Origin of the sequence: Roseofilum sp. SBFL, from assembly GCF_017746885.1 — a bacterium.
In the GTDB taxonomy this organism is placed as follows: Bacteria; Cyanobacteriota; Cyanobacteriia; order Cyanobacteriales; family Desertifilaceae; genus Roseofilum.
This window is the reverse complement of sequence record NZ_JAGHZH010000117.1, coordinates 1-17,584: the sequence shown is the minus strand read 5'-3', so window position 1 is coordinate 17,584 and position 17,584 is coordinate 1. Positions and strand designations below refer to the sequence as shown.

The 17,584-nt window shown below is 45.4% G+C and carries 18 protein-coding genes and 1 pseudogene; 11 read left to right on the top strand and 8 right to left on the bottom strand.

The annotated features are described in order from the left end of the window. Both J7545_RS12845 and J7545_RS12840 read left to right on the top strand, forming a co-directional pair. Positions 1-284, top strand: a 284-nt coding sequence (locus J7545_RS12845; protein ID WP_318719638.1) for a hypothetical protein, incomplete at its 5' end; no start/stop codon positions are given. A 14-nt stretch (positions 285-298) separates the two neighbouring features. Next, positions 299-730, top strand: coding sequence for a hypothetical protein (locus J7545_RS12840; protein WP_318700994.1), 432 nt, complete (start codon positions 299-301; stop codon positions 728-730). Positions 731-1,230: 500 nt separating this feature from the next. Here the strand turns inward: J7545_RS12840 and J7545_RS12835 are convergent, their stop codons facing one another. Next, positions 1,231-2,151, bottom strand: a complete 921-nt coding sequence (locus J7545_RS12835) for a histone deacetylase (RefSeq protein ID WP_318700995.1) — start codon at positions 2,149-2,151, stop codon at positions 1,231-1,233. Positions 2,152-2,302: 151 nt separating this feature from the next. On the opposite strand from J7545_RS12835, the gene J7545_RS12830 reads away from it, so the two are divergent. From J7545_RS12830 to J7545_RS12810, 5 genes are all read left to right on the top strand, one after another. Next, positions 2,303-3,166 carry a hypothetical protein gene (locus J7545_RS12830; protein WP_318700998.1) on the top strand — a complete coding sequence of 288 codons (864 nt, stop codon included), beginning with the start codon at positions 2,303-2,305 and terminating at the stop codon, positions 3,164-3,166. Positions 3,167-3,218: 52 nt separating this feature from the next. Then, complete coding sequence (locus tag J7545_RS12825) at positions 3,219-4,211, top strand: pentapeptide repeat-containing protein (protein WP_318700999.1); 993 nt, start codon at positions 3,219-3,221, stop codon at positions 4,209-4,211. 109 nt (positions 4,212-4,320) lie between these two features. Further along, a complete protein-coding gene (locus J7545_RS12820) occupies positions 4,321-5,640 on the top strand; it encodes an anthranilate synthase component I family protein (protein ID WP_318701000.1) in 1,320 nt (439 codons plus the stop codon). Between the two features lie 51 nt (positions 5,641-5,691). Beyond that, positions 5,692-5,994 carry a DUF433 domain-containing protein gene (locus J7545_RS12815; protein ID WP_271936672.1) on the top strand — a complete coding sequence of 101 codons (303 nt, stop codon included), beginning with the start codon at positions 5,692-5,694 and terminating at the stop codon, positions 5,992-5,994. 3 nt (positions 5,995-5,997) lie between these two features. Continuing rightward, a complete protein-coding gene (locus J7545_RS12810) occupies positions 5,998-6,333 on the top strand; it encodes a DUF5615 family PIN-like protein (RefSeq protein ID WP_271936673.1) in 336 nt (111 codons plus the stop codon). 178 nt (positions 6,334-6,511) lie between these two features. On the opposite strand, the gene ilvD is transcribed toward J7545_RS12810, so the two are convergent. Beyond that, entirely contained in the window at positions 6,512-8,191 is a 1,680-nt protein-coding gene (gene ilvD / locus J7545_RS12805) for a dihydroxy-acid dehydratase (protein ID WP_318701003.1), read from the bottom strand. Positions 8,192-8,523: 332 nt separating this feature from the next. Here ilvD and J7545_RS12800 point away from each other — a divergent pair, with 332 nt between their 5' ends. Beyond that, entirely contained in the window at positions 8,524-9,363 is an 840-nt protein-coding gene (locus J7545_RS12800; RefSeq protein WP_271936676.1) for a pentapeptide repeat-containing protein, read from the top strand. Positions 9,364-9,372: 9 nt separating this feature from the next. Here the strand turns inward: J7545_RS12800 and J7545_RS12795 are convergent, their stop codons facing one another. The 4 genes from J7545_RS12795 to J7545_RS12780 form a co-directional block, all read right to left on the bottom strand. After that, positions 9,373-10,896, bottom strand: a complete 1,524-nt coding sequence (locus tag J7545_RS12795) for a CHAT domain-containing protein (protein WP_318701004.1) — start codon at positions 10,894-10,896, stop codon at positions 9,373-9,375. Between the two features lie 44 nt (positions 10,897-10,940). Beyond that, the gene (locus tag J7545_RS12790; RefSeq protein ID WP_318719637.1) at positions 10,941-12,233 is read right to left on the bottom strand and encodes a hypothetical protein; all 1,293 of its coding nucleotides are present in this window, start codon (positions 12,231-12,233) and stop codon (positions 10,941-10,943) included. Positions 12,234-12,383: 150 nt separating this feature from the next. Next, positions 12,384-12,632 carry a ferredoxin-thioredoxin reductase variable chain gene (locus J7545_RS12785; protein WP_318701006.1) on the bottom strand — a complete coding sequence of 83 codons (249 nt, stop codon included), beginning with the start codon at positions 12,630-12,632 and terminating at the stop codon, positions 12,384-12,386. A 146-nt stretch (positions 12,633-12,778) separates the two neighbouring features. Then, the gene (locus tag J7545_RS12780) at positions 12,779-14,602 is read right to left on the bottom strand and encodes a PP2C family protein-serine/threonine phosphatase (RefSeq protein ID WP_318701008.1); all 1,824 of its coding nucleotides are present in this window, start codon (positions 14,600-14,602) and stop codon (positions 12,779-12,781) included. A gap of 125 nt (positions 14,603-14,727) precedes the next feature. On the opposite strand from J7545_RS12780, the gene J7545_RS12775 reads away from it, so the two are divergent. Together J7545_RS12775 and J7545_RS12770 are read left to right on the top strand one after the other, a co-directional pair. Beyond that, on the top strand, positions 14,728-15,165 hold the full coding sequence (locus tag J7545_RS12775) for an NfeD family protein (RefSeq protein WP_318701009.1): 438 nt from the start codon (positions 14,728-14,730) through the stop codon (positions 15,163-15,165). 33 nt (positions 15,166-15,198) lie between these two features. Continuing rightward, a complete protein-coding gene (locus J7545_RS12770) occupies positions 15,199-16,236 on the top strand; it encodes an SPFH domain-containing protein (RefSeq protein ID WP_318701010.1) in 1,038 nt (345 codons plus the stop codon). Here the strand turns inward: J7545_RS12770 and J7545_RS12765 are convergent. Next, complete coding sequence (locus J7545_RS12765) at positions 16,225-16,623, bottom strand: Fur family transcriptional regulator (protein ID WP_318701012.1); 399 nt, start codon at positions 16,621-16,623, stop codon at positions 16,225-16,227. The genes J7545_RS12770 and J7545_RS12765 overlap by 12 nt on opposite strands. A gap of 205 nt (positions 16,624-16,828) precedes the next feature. On the opposite strand from J7545_RS12765, the gene J7545_RS12760 reads away from it, so the two are divergent. Next, positions 16,829-17,002, top strand: a complete 174-nt coding sequence (locus J7545_RS12760; protein WP_318719636.1) for a hypothetical protein — start codon at positions 16,829-16,831, stop codon at positions 17,000-17,002. Between the two features lie 442 nt (positions 17,003-17,444). Here the strand turns inward: J7545_RS12760 and J7545_RS12755 are convergent. Continuing rightward, positions 17,445-17,584, bottom strand: a pseudogene (locus tag J7545_RS12755) (transposase family protein); the annotation flags it as partial.

The following is a 17,584-nucleotide window of genomic DNA, read 5'->3' as shown; positions in this document are numbered from 1 at the left end:
AGGTTCGAGGATTTTCTGGTACAATTGAGGAAGCATTTTTATATTTTTGTGGTCTCTACACGACCACTTTACTCTTTTACCGATCGCCTCCTCAACCCACCACTCTCTCTACCATTGAGCCTCCTTGTCACCCCTTGAGGGGGCAGCCACTCCTTGGGCTGTGTTTTTTGTATCACGACTATCACCACTACAGACGGTTTCTCTCTAAGAACGGACTCCTAGAGGCATCCCATGCCAAGCATAAAGAGTCACTCTCGGCGTTTCTTGATGCTTATCTTTATTAAGAGGGGAGGACTGCATGAGATATAAAAGCACAGCCTGTTACGTGACCGAAGCCGGGGAGATTATTGCGGCTGATTCTCCTTTGCTGTTTGACGGCTGGATTCACTTTCACAGCCGGTTTGAAGCCCAAATCTACCTCCTGCTTAAGCAAGAGTTCCCTGCTGAAAAGGGCTGGCAAATTCGCCGCCAGTTCCCCGTTCGATTGTTTCGTTCAAATACTAAAGACTCTTGTTCTCTCATTTTCAATCCTGATAAAGCTGAATTTGTAACCTGGATTGAGGATGAAACGTACCTAGTTTTAATCACTAACTCTCGCCCCACGGAGCTAGCCAGTAGGTATGAAGACCATGACCTTTACGCCCTAGCCTTTAACAAGAAGGAGTACAAAGTAAAAAACTTTGAGACAAATGCTTGGGACAAGCGGTCGCCCACAGAGGTCGAGAAATAGATTATCGACCTCTACCAGAAGAACAAGGATGTCCAGCCCTCCAACCTTTGCGGCGTGTTGGGCATAGTAGAGATTAGCCGCAACGCCATTCGCAAGGCACAGGTAACGAAAAACCCTGATAGTGTCATTTCTGTCGCTGAGGTTAACATTACTGAAGTCAAAGACCCAGCGTAACTTTTTAGTTTGGGTCTCATCCTGTTATGGTATACATCTTTAATAGCGTCGGGCTTGCTACTAGCTTTAGGATTACATTCAGGCATCGGGACATTGGCATCTTTGATTCCCAACAATTCAATCAAGTTAGGGTAATTCGGGTGAATCATAGGACGGGCAATTCGTTAAACCAATCACATGACCATCACCCCTTGAGGCACATCACACCAATTACAACCATTCTTGAGTTGCTACAAGATACAATCTAATATCTGCCTCTTGCTCTATAGTGGAGGTCAATCCGCCATCTTACATCTTCTAGTATCGGTAGTACAAGGGTTGTGAGATCAAACGTTAAGGCAAGCAGCGATCGTTGCCATTACTGACTCGGACAAATTCGATAAGTGATAACCTCCTTCCAAGCCAAACAGGATTTTCGAGGTAAGTTGTAAACAAGCTGCGGTAAATGTACCATAATCATCCGGAACTAAATTCATCCCTGCTAATGGATCATCTCTTGTGGCATCATAACCAGCACTGACAATTAACAAATCTGGGTTAAACTGCTGTAAAAATGGGATTGCTTGGCTTTCAAAGGCTGGCAAATACTCTGCCATTCCCGATCCAGAGGGTAAAGGAATATTTAAAACATTGTTATACTCTCCGCGCTCTGTTGCTCTACCGGTTCCAGGATAAAAGGGAAACTGATGGAGAGAACAATAGGCAATTTGGGGATGGCTTTGGACGATCGCCTGAGTACCATTGCCATGATGGACATCCCAGTCTAAAATAGCGACTCGCTCCACTCCCGGTTGAGCTAAAGCATAGTGAGCGGCGATCGCCGCATTAGAGAACAAACAAAACCCCATTCCCCGCTGTGCTTCCGCATGATGTCCTGGAGGACGCGCCAATACAAACGCTGGAGTGCCTGTTGCCAAAACCTTCTCTACACCATCGATCCAGCCATTGACTGCCAAGAGCGCTATGTCATAGCTCTGGGCAGAAACCGGGGTATCGCCATCGAGTAACCCACCGCCTCCTTCGGCAATTTCTCGTACTCGTTGGATATGTTCAGCCGTATGCACTTGCTCTATCCAGGGTAAAACTGGACGCACTTCTACCGGAGTCGGTGCTTGCCAATCGAGAGATGCAGCCCATAGACTAGATTGGAGAAGATTGGCGATCGCCTGAAGACGCTCCGCTCTCTCCGGATGCCGTCCCGTATCATGGAGCAAAAATTCCTCAGCATAAATAATCGGAAATACCATATAAGCGCCCCATCTCTCATCCGCTTAATTTGCCCTCTATTTTATAGCCCTATGGTATTAAAATAAAAGCCAACCCCCTTCTGGGGAATCACGGGATTTGCTCTACCCGCAATCACTTTCCCAAGCCCAAAGAACACGACCTCTGCTAATCATGCTTTCCATACCCTCCGCTCTACCACAAATCACCAACGAAATTGAACGTCATCCCGAAGCGCTTCGGATGAAGAAAATGTTAGTGTGTGCCTGGCAAGATATCTGGGAAAACGATGCCAAACGCTTACGAGCCATAGCTTTACCCGATCTACTCGAATCAGTCATTAAGAAATATACCACCTTAGAAGATCTCAGAGAAGCGCTCGAGCGGATTGCCAATACCCTCAACAAACGACAAGAATATCAGGCGATCGCCCACAGCATCCTCCTTATTTTAGGAAAAGTCTATCCCGATACTGAGGAAGCCACCCAAGTGTATGCTGCACCCCCAACCCATATTACCCTCGCCTCTAATCAACCCCTGCCCAGTTCTGTCTCTGTGGTTGCCCCCCCTGTCAACACTCAAATTCGCACCGGTTATGACCCTTTCAATCTGCGGTTAGAACTGATGCGATACACCAATCCTCTTAGGGCTAAAATTGTCTTATTTTCAGCCTTACGTCAAAAATCCCGTTTAGAAGAACAGGATTGGGTGAATCTGAAAGCCGAAAACCTAGATGGCCTGCTTTACGGCATATATGAACGGTGTGAAACCTTAGCCAAATTAGAAGAGTGTCTTTGCACTACAGCTAATAATGCCGAAGATGAACCGAGTGAATGCAATCAAGCAGCCGGAGCGATTATCCAATGTATGGGGCGGTTTTATCAAGATTGGGAACCCGGAATGGAAGATGCAGTATATCAGGCAAAAGCTTCCCGTAATTCTAGTGAATTGACCGGTATAATTGTCCAAAATTCCTCAGACTCTAACTCTATTAGTCAAGAACCCGAATCGACTCGTCGTGTATCGAATTCCCAGTAGCAAGATTGTTTTGTATTGGACAACTATCTATCAAAAGTGATGAAGAGGGAATATGAACGCTCAAGAACTGATTCAACGCTATGAAGCTGGAGAACAAAAATTTGCCGGTGCAAAGCTCAATCGAGTCAATTTGAGAGGAGCAGATTTGATTGGCATTGACTTGTATCAAGCCGATTTGCAAGGGGCCAATTTAAGGTTTGCTTATCTTAACCGAGCTAACTTGAATCGGGCCAATTTAATGGGGACTCAATTGGGAGGTGCGAATTTAACCCAAGCGAGTATGACTTCAGCGAAGTTACATGATGCGGATTTACACGGGACAACCCTGCATAAGGCAGATCTGCGGATGACAGATTTGACCTTGGCAAATTTAGTCGATGCTAATTTAGTGGAAGTCGATTTACGAGGGGCCGATTTAAGTGGCGCTAATTTAACGGGGGCTTGTTTGAGGGGAGCGAATTTACGGGAAGAGCGCCGCGCCTATATGTCTTTTTTACGGGGAACGACCTTGCATCGGGCGGATTTACGAGGAGTCAATTTGTCGGGGGCGGATTTGTCTAAAGTCGATCTTAGTGAAGCGAATTTAAGTGAAGCAACGTTGCGAGAGGCTGATTTAACGGGGGCGAATTTGCAAGGAGCGAATTTGCAGGGCGCTTTTTTGACAGAAGCTATGCTGAGTCAGGCCAATTTACGCTATGCCAATTTAACCGATGCGAAGATGGAACGGGTGAATTTGATTGATGCGGATTTAATGCGGGTGAATTTGCAGGGCGCTCTGTTAGCCGATGCAAAGATGAATCGAGTCAATCTGGATGAGTCGGATTTAACCATGGCGCGTTTGAATCGGGCGGATTTGAGTCGGGTAACGTTCCGCAATGCGATTTTGAAGAAAGCAGAATTTATTGATGCCTATTTGGGACGAGCGGATTTGAGTGGGGCAAGTTTAGCTGGGGCCAATTTGTTTAATGCGGAGTTGAGTAGTGCCAATTTGATGGGGGCAACGTTGCGAGGAGCAACATTGCCTGATGGTTCAATTAAGCGTTAACCACCAGAACCGGTTGAATTGAATTGACCAGAGTTGGCGATAGATGGGACAATCGAAAAGGCTTATCGCGGCACTGTTCCCTCTTACCCCTTGCTGTCTTTTACTAAACATGGGCAGAACCTGGATTTACAATGAAGTGTTACTCCCTGGTCAGAGGGAACCATTAGGTGTATTACAGACGTTAATTGAGTCTAGGCTCTTTTCTGAATACGGTGTGTATCAGAGTGAGCAAGAGATCCGTTTTGCGGGCAATCGGGCGATCGCCGTTTCTGTAGATCTCGAGCAAGTCACACTTCAGGGGCTGATTGGAGATCGCTATTTTCCGGTTGACGATCCGTTTAAGCAGGTAGAAAAGGCATTCGGGTCGATTCCCCTAGAACAATGGACAGCCTACGGTTACATTAGTTTTGATTTAGTTCGGTATTATTATCCTTATCATAAGGCGATCGCGGGACCCCTGCTGTATTTTTTTGTGCCTGCGACAGAAGTGATTATTCGGCCCCATCAGATTCTGTTGCGTACTTTGGACTCTCCAGAACTCCTCTGTAGTCTATTGCGGGAGTCAGGAGCTTTAAGACCTCAGCATTGGACAACACCTGAATGGGTATTTACAGATCGAGATCATTATCAAACTCAGGTAGAGGCTTTGCAAGGAGCAATTCATCAGGGAGAGTTACATAAGGCAATTCTCTCTCGCTCTGTGAAACTGAAGGGCAATTTAGATATTTTAGGAACCTATATCCTGGGAAATCAACAGAATCAGGCGCTTCGTTCCTATGGTTTGCAACTTCCTGGCGTAAGGACGGTGGGGTTTAGTCCAGAAATTTTAATGCAATTATCCCACAATCCCTTAAAAGGACAAAACTTAATGACCAATCCCGTCGCAGGAACTCGTCCGAGGGGAGAGACTCCAGAAGCGGACGAACGGCTCAAACGCGAGTTATTTGCGGATGCGAAAGAGGTGAAAGAACATGCCCTTTCGATTTGGTTAGTCCAGGATGAAATGCAGAAGATCTGTACGCCAGGAACGGTGCAAGTGGTTGATTTTATGCAGGTGAAGCAATACCGATGGGTACAGCATTTATCCTCCCAAGTTCAAGGTCAATTGTGTGCCAATCAATCCCTCTGGGATGCCCTGAAGGTATTGTTTCCGGGGGTGACAGTTTCAGGAATTGATAAGGAGGTGGCGATCGCCTGGATCGATCGCTTAGAGACAGAACCACGGGGCATTTATGCAGGAGCGATCGGCTGGATTAACTCTCAAGAAGAGGCGGATTTAGCCATTCCCATTCGGTCAGCCTATCAATATGGAGAATGGATTTATCTCAATGCGGGCGCAGGGATTATGGCCGAATCCGTTGCCCACAATGAGTATATTGAATCGGTGAATAAAATGAATACCATGTTAACCAATTTAGTTTTGGAATAATCAAGGCTTCAAGGTTAAAATAGATGCCAATTAGATACGATCGAACCTCCTATGACTGCTGTTATTTCCGAACATATTGAAATCACCCCTGGAATATGTGGGGGTAGACCTCGTATTCTGGGCCGTCGGATTCGAGTTCAAGATATTGTCATTTGGCATGAATATATGGGAATGTCTCCAGATGAAATTACTTCACGCTATCCAACGCTTACTTTGTCTGATATTTACGCTGCCTTGGCTTATTATCATGACCATTTCTCAGAAATTAAGCAACATATTCGTGAGGATGAAGAGTTGGTTAAGCAGATGCAAGCCGAGATTCCTTCCAAGATGCCCAATCCCCGCTTGATATAAGATATGGAAGAATCAATTAAGTTTCATTTGGATGAAAACGTAGATGGCGCGATCGCTGAGGGATTGAGACGACGTGGACTTGATGTAACCGTAACGGCTCAAGTTGGGCTTTTGGGCGCTTCTGATGAAGAGCAAGTTGCTTTTGCTTTAGTACAGTCTCGTGTCGTCTTTACTCATGATGCCGATTTTCTTCGGCTTCATCGTCGAGGTGTAGAACATGCTGGAATTGTTTATTGTCAGCAAGGAAAACGCTCAATAGGAGAAATGATCTTGTCTCTTGTACAAATCTCACAATTCCAAACTCTAGAATCTATGTATAGGCATATTGAGTTTATTTAAGGCGATCGCCCCATTCTCCCATCTCCCTATTTTTAGCCGCGTTACCCACCTTGCAGGGTCAATTAAATCTAGCGATTCGGAAGTCAAAGTACATGGCTCTGGAGCGCTTGCCTTAATGCAATTGTAGCACGTAGGGTGGGTATTTACCCACCCTACCGTGAAATCAGAACCGATAGAGTTACAAATCGTCGGTAACTGCACCTCTGCTACTCGAGGCCACTAACTTGGCATACTTGGCTAACACACCTCTGGTATAAGCCGGTTCCTTGGGTTTCCATTGGGCGCGACGTTGGGCTAACTCTTCATCCGAAACCTGGAGTTCTAAACGGCGCTCTGGTGCGTCAATAACGATAGTATCGCCTTCTTGAACTAAGGCGATCGCGCCACCAACCGCTGCTTCGGGAGCCACATGACCGACGACCATGCCATAGGTTCCACCAGAAAAGCGACCATCCGTAATTAAACCCACAGAATCGCCCAATCCTGCACCGATAATCGCTGAGGTGGGAGCTAACATTTCCCGCATTCCGGGGCCACCTTTGGGGCCTTCATAGCGCACCACAATCACATCAGAAGGCTTAATTTTACCGGCGAGGATGGCGGCTAAACAGTCTTCCTCAGATTCAAACACCCGTGCTGGCCCCGTGATTTTGGGGTTTTTTACGCCAGAAATCTTGGCCACGCCGCCCTCAGTGGCTAAATTGCCCCGCAAAACAACTAAATGACCAGTGGTATACATGGGGTTATTCCAGGGACGGATTACATCTTGGTCTTCCCTGGGGGTTGAAGGGACATCGGCAAGAATTTCAGCGATGGTTTGACCGCTGACAGTGAGGCAATCCCCATGGAGTACGCCATTTTCGAGTAAAATCTTCATCACTTGAGGAATACCACCCGCTTGATGGAGATTGACCGTAACGTACCGACCCGAGGGTTTTAAATCGCAGAAAACGGGGACTTTGGCGCGGATCGTTTCAAAGTCATCCAGGGTTAACTCTACACCGGCTGCATGGGCGATCGCCAATAAATGCAAGACCGCATTCGTCGATCCTCCCACAGCCATGACCACGGCGATCGCATTCTCAAACGCCTTCCGGGTTAAAATTTGGCGAGGTAAGATGCGCTTACGAATGGCATCCACCAACACCTTAGCCGACTCCGCCGTACTATCCGCTTTTTCCTCATCTTCAGCCGCCATCGTCGAAGAATAGGGTAAACTCATGCCCATGGCTTCAAAGGCCGAGGACATCGTATTCGCCGTAAACATTCCCCCACACGATCCCGAGCCTGGGCAAGCATTGTCCTCAATACCCTTTAATTCCGTATCATCAATCTTACCCGCACTATGTTGGCCCACCGCCTCAAAGGCACTCACTACTGTTAGATCGCAGTCCTTATACCGACCGGGCTTAATCGTTCCTCCATAGACAAACACGGCTGGAATATTCATCCGAGCGATCGCAATCATCGCCCCAGGCATATTCTTATCGCAACCCCCAATCGCCAGAACCCCATCCATACTCTGACCATTACAGGCTGTTTCGATCGCATCAGCAATCACATCCCGAGAGACCAAGGAATACTTCATTCCCTCCGTCCCCATCGCAATCCCATCACTGACCGTAATCGTACCAAACAATTGGGGCATGGCCCCCGCGTCCTTGAGAGCGCTTTCCCCGCGCACAGCCAAATCATTCAAACCCACATTACAGGGCGTAATCGTACTATAGCCATTGGCAATACCGACAATCGGTTTCGTGAAATCCTCATCACTAAACCCCACTGCTCGCAACATCGCTCGGTTAGGCGCTCTTTGCACACCTTGAGTAACCACTTGACTTCTAAAATTATCAGCCATCCTGATATCCTTTGCTTACAACGAAATAGATTTACAGCATTTGGCAATCTTTTAAGGTATGCTTTAATCCCTCCCAACGCCCCTTAAAAAAGAAGGGCAGTAAAAGGCTTCCCTTTTCAAGAGGGAGATTTGGGAAGATTGAGATATACCGCATACCCAAAGAAACTGCTGTATACTCTTCCTTCCTATTGTCTCAAAAGAGATGACCCTTTGAATATACCTTATGAGTTAAACCGGTTCTTTGGTTAGAGCCAGTATGATACTCTAAAATTTTCCATAGGCTTCTTTTAACTTTTTCCCTTTCTCCAACAACTTAAGCCTAACGCTAACCCATGGATCTAGACGAACTCAAGCAATTATACACCGAAGGACAACGAGATTTTCGCCAAGTGGATCTGAGTCGCCAGCTTTTAGTTGGTATTGCTCTTAACGAAGCCAATCTACGAGAGTCGCAATTAACACAAGTCAATTTGAGTAAAGCCAAACTCAAGGGGGTTAATCTCAGAGAATCAGACTTACGAGGCGCAAATTTGAGCGGGATTGATTTACAAGAGGCTAATTTGATTAGTGCCAATCTTCAAGGGGCTAATTTAATGGGAGCAAATTTGAGTGGGGCAGGGATGCGAGGGGCTGATCTACATGAAGCCGATTTAACAGGAGCCAATTTAACCCAAGCCAATCTTAGTGAATCGATTTTGACAGAAATTCGTCTTTATGATGCTAATTTAAGTAAGGCCACCTTGACTCGATCCAAGTTAGATGAAGCCATTTTAACTAAGGCCAATTTAGAAGGGACAAATCTCACTTATACCTTACTGACTAAAGCTCATTTGGAAGAAGTTAATCTCACCAATGCGATGCTCAGTGGGGCGAATTTAGAGGAAGCGAATCTAACCAAGGCGGATTTGAGTTTTGCTAATGTTAGTGGGGCGAACTTAAGGTTGGCAATTTTATATCAAGCCAATCTTCGTCAGGCAAACTTAAGTTGGGCAACGTTGCGACAAGCAGATATGCGAGTGGCGAATTTGTTTCGGACTAACTTAAATTGGGCAAATTTGGGAGAAGCTAACCTAGCTCAAGCCATGATGATTGATGCTAAACTCAATCAAGCGAATTTGCGTAATACGGATATGACCAGTGCAATCATGCCCGATGGTTCCACCCATGAGTAGCGATCGCGATTAATTCCAGTTGCCGATCAAGGTATACGCTGACCAATAGTAGGGATGGTTAAAGGTTTGGGAGCTAGAAAATTGATCTTGTATATCAATCGTTAAATCTGAAGATAGATGAAGACGACTCTCACGGATATTAATCGAACCATTAATCATATTTAATTGTGTTTGTCTTAAGGCAGTAATTTTGACAGTTGAATCCTGAAGTTGATGATAAAATTCTGCCATTAATGCCAGTGAACCTTCATCGGAAGTATACCATAAACTGCCAAGAGACGTTTTAACTCCCGCTTGTAAAGCTAATCCAGAAAACCCTAATTCTGCCTCTTCACTTCCTAGGGCTGTGCGACAAGCACTGAGGGTTAAAAGTTCGACTCGAGGATTTTGATTCCATTGAGAATCTTGAGATAATTCACGCAATTGATCTAAGCCCACATTGCGATCCCATAATTGAATGAAAGAGTTACTGATATCTCCGGGTCTAAATTCGGCATGAGTGGCAATATGCATCATCCGAGTATCTGGAGTTTTGCTATATTCCTGTAAATTTGCAACGGTGGCTTGTCGGTCTAAAAAGGTTTGACTTTGCCAAATTTTTTGCAGCCAAGAAAGTTCCACAGGAACCGCAGGCAAGGGGGGTAATTCCTGATTTCGTCCTCCATCTGATACGCCAAATCCTAATAACGTAGCCGATTGAACGGAACGATAGGCTGGATCGATGAGACTAAAGCTGGGAATTAAACCAATCTGATAGTCTTCGATCAGAAAATGTTGGTCATGGTAGAGTGCAGCAATGGGAAGAGAGCGAAGTTTTTTGTCTAAACAAAAGATTAAAGTATCTATTTTTTGATCGGATAAGGAGACTTCTAGTGGTTGAATCAACCCTTGGTAGAGTTGACTGGCATAGGGTTCGTAGCTGGTGGTTCTGATTTTTCGAGGATTTGTGATTTCTTGGCGGAATTTATTGATGGTTTCTTCTAGAGAGGAGCGGGGAATATCTTGTGTTTTTATTTGGGAAAATGGAGATAATTCTGCATTTTTTTTGTTTAATAACTGGGGAGAGGAACAAGCATCATTTTTAGGAAAAATGGCGAGTATATTCAATTCGTTTTGTAGGGAAACAATATAAATGATGGCCGATCGCTGTTGGGTGCTTTGGGCTAACCGATCGAGGACTTGTGCAATTTCACACAGGGTTGCAGTTCGGCCATAGAGTTTGAGATCGAAATATTTTGCATATTCGACGGCTTGAAATTCTTCAAACAGTTGAAGGGCTTGTTCAAAGTCGGATTGAAGAAACTGGCTTTCAAAAGCTTCTCGAGCGATTTCTACATCGTTGAATGAGGTATTATCATTACTGCCAGAAGAGTTATCGGATTCTGAAGGAGGAAAGGATAAAAGTTCTTGAAGATTAGGGCCAGTGACATCGGATTGATTGCCGGTTTGGGAGTAGGCGGTTTGTAGGGATGAATGGGAGAGAAGGACAAGAAAAATGCAGATTAACCAGACCCAAAAATGATGAATTTTCATAGCTTCTAGGACTTCATGCAGGTAAAAGTGATGATTTTTAAGATTTAAAACGAGAAAACATAGCCAATTCCTAAGATGAAACGGCCGCCATCGCCAGCACTGCCAGTAATATCGGTCACAGCGGGGGTGATGACGAGGGGAAGTGTGGAGACGGGAGTGATGGATGCGCCAAGGGTTAGGTCTTGACCGGTCCATTCAACGATCGCATTTGCCGAAGGTGCAATCCTGGCGGCAACCCCCCCAAATACAGCTATCTCATCGTGTTGTTCCATAATATTGTCTTCTGAACGAAATTGCCCTCCACCCACTCCAGCAGAGACATACACACGACTAAAGGGAGCAGAGACATTTTCGCGCAGATCGAACCGTTTGCTAACCACTCCATAGACGCTCGAACCGCCATCTGTATCGCCCCATTGAATAGCATTATGGACTCCAACAGCGATCGCCCAATTTTGGGGGAGTTGGCGATGGAGTTTCAGGCTCACAGCTCCATCTTGGGCGGTATCTCCCACTAAATCAACAATACTCACCCCTACATCCACTCCGACTCCAGTTTGGGGATTGCCTAATCCAATCCCAATACCTAATCCCGCATCTGCCTCATCCGTATAGCGGGTACGGGATTGTACGCCTAACGCCACTCCCACTGTTGCCCACTGTTGACCATAGGCTGAGGGAATCATGACTGTAGTGGTTGGAGAAGCAGCAACTGGGGTTTGAGTCGGACGGGAGAGGGGAAGAGCTGAAGGTTGGAAGGGTTCCGGGTTTGCTGGAGTGGTATCGGGACTGAGGGAACCAGACGTAGGAGGGCTTTCCGATGCTTGAGCGATAGGGAGCGGAGCAGCGATCGCCCTTAGATACTCTTTATGATAGTCTTTATTCCCCCCTGCTTGTCCATCCCCGACCCGTTGATGGGGATTCTTTGCCGAGATTAAAGGGGTTGCCGAAATCGTGCGATGTTCAACTTGAGACGAATCTACACGACGATCGATCTGGGGCCGATCTGTAATTGTTGAGGGGAGCGAGCCAACCCACAATTGTTCATAATTAGCAATCAGTTCGGACTCAGGAGGGAATTGAATTGACCAGCGATCTGGGGGTCTGGGTAACGTCAATACGGGTGATGATTCGGTAAGTTCAGGCAGGGAATTTTCTGGTATAGGAGGAGGGCTATAATCCTCCTCAGAATTCAGGCTTATAGAGATAGGAGGAGCGAGAGAACGATGATTTTGAGAATTTTGGTAGATTACGAAACTTTCCTTAATCAGAATGCCACTCACGACACTCAACACCAAACCTCGGAGCAGAGATGAGTTAAAGATTACATCTGCCATAGACTTGCTACATTTACGCTAGGGTGCGATCGCAGGATACCCATTACTGTAACACTTGAGTCGGGAGTGGGGAGAATGGGGGAAGCAGGGACACGGGGATACGGGGACGCATAGATAAACCCTTACCTATTCCCCATTCCCGATTCCCCATTAAATGACTTCTAATTCATCTTCTTTCAAATGGGCTTTAAACCGCTTACCAATGTTTGGAAATTGAACAACGACAGGGAAATTCGCACTGATGCTCACTTCTTCTCCTTTCCAATTGTATGTAGAAGCTAAATTAATCACCTCTCCTTCTTCACCCTTGAGATCGAACGGTTCATTTCGATGTTGGGGATGATGATAAATAACTAAAGGTGTTTTGACCCGAACGCGATCGCCAATTTTCACACTCATATACTTTTGCTCCACAATAATATAAGCTCAACTTGCTTTTCAGTTAACGTTTTTGTTAATTGAGTACAATCTTTGATTCTCTCATAAAAGTGGAACTCAGTGTACGCAAGGACTCGATAGGCAACCTAGAGAAGAGGAAAACGAAATTAGTCCTCCTGTCTAGGTTGCGGAGCATTCAACCCAGGAATCTCAATTAACCCAGAATACCAGAGTCCAAACCCGGCTCCCAGGAGTAATAGTAAGAGCAATCCCCAAACGATTGCCCCAACTCGCTTGGATGGGTGTTTTTCCGGTTGAGGAGCTGCTAGTGCTGGTTCTGCTTCAGGTTCTGGAATCACTTGCTGAAAGACAAACTCTGGAGATTCGGGTAAAGATAACTCGGCATTAATCGTTCCTGTCGATAAGGATTTTGGCTCAGTTCCTGACTGGAGAACGGACGGTTCTCTCTCCTCTTGTGGAGAAACCTGACAATACATTAAGACCACCGATACATTATCGGGATTCTGGTCCGATCTTCCTAACTCTAACCAGCGATTAACGGCCTTTTCTAAGGTAATCTGACCCGCAAAAATGGGGTGAATCTCTTGTTGCCAATATTGTTCTATAGTATGGCGATCGCTTAATCCATCGGAGCATAAGAGTAAAAGCCCATCTTCTTCGATAATCAACCGTTGCACATGGGGTACTAATTCATGGTTATCCGCATGTTGCACTCCCAAGGCCTGAATCAGTTGCATGGCATTATCCTGAGCGGCGGCTTGACGGTGGCAACACTCGCCTTTCGTCACTTGCCAATGGGCAAAATCATCATCCTGGGTTAATAATTGACAATAATCGGGCGTAATCCAATAGGCGCGGCTATCGCCGACATGGGCTAAATAGAGTTCGTGGGCGTTGGGAAAATCTAAACCAAAGTCTGTTTTTACCGTTTGGGCAATTTGCAGAGCCATCACTAGGGTAGTGGCCATTCTTTCCCGGCCAGAGCGCCCCTTCATATCATTTTGGGTCGCAATCAGATTATTAACAATGCGAATCACAGAGGTCATATGGTCAATCCAGATGGTTGGCTCGACCACTTCCGTTTGTTCTGCCAATTCTAAGAGTAATCCTTGTACTTGTAATTTGACGCTGCGCACGGCCAACTCGCTGGCGACTTCGCCTCCTTCATGACCATCGAGTCCATCACAAACGATCGCCAATTCCCGAATCCGATCGAATTCTGGGGTAAGATTGCCATTTTGGGAAACCGCAATTGGATAACAGCTATCTTCATTATGCGATCGCACCGTGCCTGCATCTGTCCCCCCAGAAGTCTTAATTTTTAAGGGTAATTCTGCCGCTAATTCTAATAACATCTGATTCAAGGAAGCTGAGATCGTGTCCCAACGTTTACCTTCCTCGATCTCCTGACATAGGGCACTCAGTCGTTCCTGAATATCCGAACTACAGCCCTCTATCCAGGTTTGCCAACAGCGAGAGAGGGCGGCTACATTCGGGGGTGACGAAGTAAAAATCAATTCTCGTAAGTGAATTCGCCAGCCTTGCACTCGGATATTGTCTGCTGTTAGCAAACTTGCCCCAGCTCGAAAGGCGTTTAAGGGATTCCAGAGTTGACTTAATTGCCATAACCAATAGACTTGACGCACAGGGGGAGTTTGGGGCCAAGCTTCGGTAATGGAGGGGTAGAGGGTTCCGTCTGGAGTGATAGGGATGCGATCGAGCAGTAGGATGAGGGGATGACCGGGGATTTCCACACTGCCGTAGAGTTGGGGTAGATGGAGAAGATAGGAAGCCAGATGTAAATAGGCTAATACTTTTGGATCGGAGCGATCGGGGATCGGGGGCAAGCTTTGAGGTTGAGTATCCTGCCAAATTTGGGGCCCAACCACCTGATATCGGTTAGCGACAATTTCCCCCACAGGAATTGACGATCCCTTGACTGCCCAGAGATAGCACTTGGATGTGTTCATACAAACCCTCCAACCCTAAAGATTAGGTTAATTATTCGACGCGATCGCTCTTTGCATAGATTAGGCTATTTTTAGGGATTCATCGATCCTCTTTTCTGACTCAACCCTGTGTTCGTAAAATCAGCATGGCTCTCAATCCTGTATTTATTTGGCTGATTGCTGGCTTTATCCTCTGCGCGATGGAACTGGTAACCCCCACTGCTTTTATCGAATTAATGATGGGACTTGGAGCTTTGGCGGTGGCTGGGGTTGCCTTCTTGTTTCCTCAATTAACGTTAGGGATACAAATTGGCCTTTGGATGGTGTTCTCTTTGGGGTTAGTCTTGGGATCTCGCAAACTCTTACCCAAGCGGACTGCCTATAGTATTCAAGATTCCAAAGAAGCACAAACCTTAACTCAAATTTTACCCGGTCAACCGGGACGAGTGTTATACGAAGGGAATTCTTGGCGGGCTATGTGCGATGACCCCCAAGGGGCGATCGCTCCTGATGAAATGGTTTACGTTCTCCGTCGAGAAGGAAATACTTTAATTGTAATTCCCCAAAAAATGCTCAATTCTTAAATCATTTGCATGTGATAATATGGAGGTTTTCTCATGGGTGAACTATTTGGATTACTCGTCGCTCTTTTTGTCGGTGGTAGTGCTTTGTCTTGCGTCAAAGTGGTGAAGCAAAGCGAACAGATGCTTGTGGAAAGTTGGGGCAAATACAATGGTAAGAAACTCGAACCGGGTTTAAATTATTTGATCCCTATAATGGAGTCTATTTCCTTCAAAGAAACCACTCGCGAAAAAGTTCTTGATGTACCCGCCCAACAATGTATTACCCGCGATAATGTATCGATTAGCGTCGATGCAGTCGTCTATTGGCGGATCATGGATTTAGAAAAAGCCTATTATAAGGTAGAAAATTTGCACGCGGCAATGACCAATCTCGTGCTAACTCAGATCCGCGCCGAAATGGGGAAATTAGAGTTAGATCAAACATTTACGGCTCGTTCAGAGGTTAATGAAGCTCTCTTACGAGAGTTGGATATTGCTACCGATCCTTGGGGAGTAAAAGTCACTCGGGTGGAATTGCGCGATATTGTTCCCTCTAAGGCAGTCCAAGATTCCATGGAGCTACAAATGTCTGCCGAGCGCAAAAAACGGGCAGCCATTTTAACGTCGGAAGGGGAAAGAGATTCCGCCGTTAACAGTGCAAAAGGTCGGGCAGAAGCCCAAGTTTTAGATGCAGAAGCGCGGCAAAAAGCAGCGATTTTAGATGCAGAAGCGCAACAAAAAGCCACTGTTTTAAGGGCGCAAGCGGAACGGCAACAAGCGGTATTAAAAGCTCAAGGAACAGCCGAAGCCATGCAAATTGTGACGAAGATGCTGAAAACCGATCCAAGGGCAAAGGATGCACTGCAATTTTTAATTGCCCAAAACTACATGGAAATGGGTATGCAAATAGGCAGTAGCGAGAGCAGTAAGGTGATGTTTATGGACCCTCGGAGTATTCCGTCTGCCCTAGAAGGAATGCGCTCAATTGTCGGTGATGCAACGACTTCGTTAGACTCAGGAGCATTGAATACGATACCTTCTGAGTTAGACCAAGATTTACAAGCTTTGCGATCGCCCTCTTCAAAGCTCTGAAGTAGGTAACAATTGACATTGTTCACAGAGTCCAAAGAACTCCAGGGTATGATAAAAAATTTTGAACTCGTAGGATTGTTGTAGAGCGATTTCTAAGTCATGAACTGGACATTCAGGGAGCATAATTGATTGACCACATTTTAAACAGGTTAAATGGTGTCGATCCTGTTCAATAGAGGTATACACGGCTTCCCCATTAGTCAAGGTGCGAGATTGAATCGCACCTTTTTGTTTGAGTCCTTCTAGAGCGCGATAGATAGTGGCTAGTCCAGTCGTTTGACTGCGACTGCGCAGTTCAACGTAGATATCCTGAGCAGAGAGCGATCGCTGGATGTCTTTGAGAAGTGTAATAATTTTTTGTTGACTGCGAGTATACTTAGATGTCATGACCAACCCATGAGATAGGTTTTTCACCTCTCACTGATATAAGAAGCACGAGTAATTGTTTATGATAACGGGTTTGAGACTATTGTTCAATCGACGATCTGTATATGCTAATCTTAACCCAGATTATCAATTACGATAATTCTAGCATCAATTTATGTCTTATTCCTATCCTTTTTCTGACTAATGATAACTCGGAGAAAATAAAATGTTGAACTTACCGGACTATGAAGAAAGTTCTATAATTTACAGTGGACATCGTACCCTAGTCTATCAAGGGCTTGAACAAAGTAATAAGAGTTCAGTCATTATCAAAGTACTCCGCAATCCTAACCCTACATTTAACGAATTAGTTCGCTTTCGTAATCAATACAGCGCGTAGCGCTGTATTGAGGTACAATGTAAGGTGAAGAAATTTGAGGGATCTTAAGAGGAAATGAAAGCATATTCAGTAGATTTATGAGAAAAAATAGTCAAAGCTAATTTAATCTAAAAAAACTCAATTAGACAAGTAGCTAGGAGGTTTTCGGTAAGCAAAAGCTTAGTGCAAAAATTAGTAAAACAACAAAAAAATGAGGGACATGTAGAGCCGAAACGTCCAGGAAAACCCCAGTTAAGTTATCTGAATAATGCTGAATCTCAACAACAAGTCATACCAAATCCGGGTAGTACAGGTAGAGATGGATAGCAAGAAAATTGGGATTAGAACAGCATCTGTTTATTTTCTATACTATTCGGATTTGGTATCAAAGAGTTGGTGGCACAACATCAAGATGCGACTTTAGCCGAACTGTGTGAATTATTTGCAGAACTCACAGGAAATACGGAATCCCATTAGGTAAGTCCAAGAACTCACTCAACCAAGCTAATTTGCTCAGACCATAATTCTCGATATCTTCCCAACCCTCAGCACCAGCAATCACTGCTAAAATGGCAATTACGAGGATATCTTTTAATTTATGTT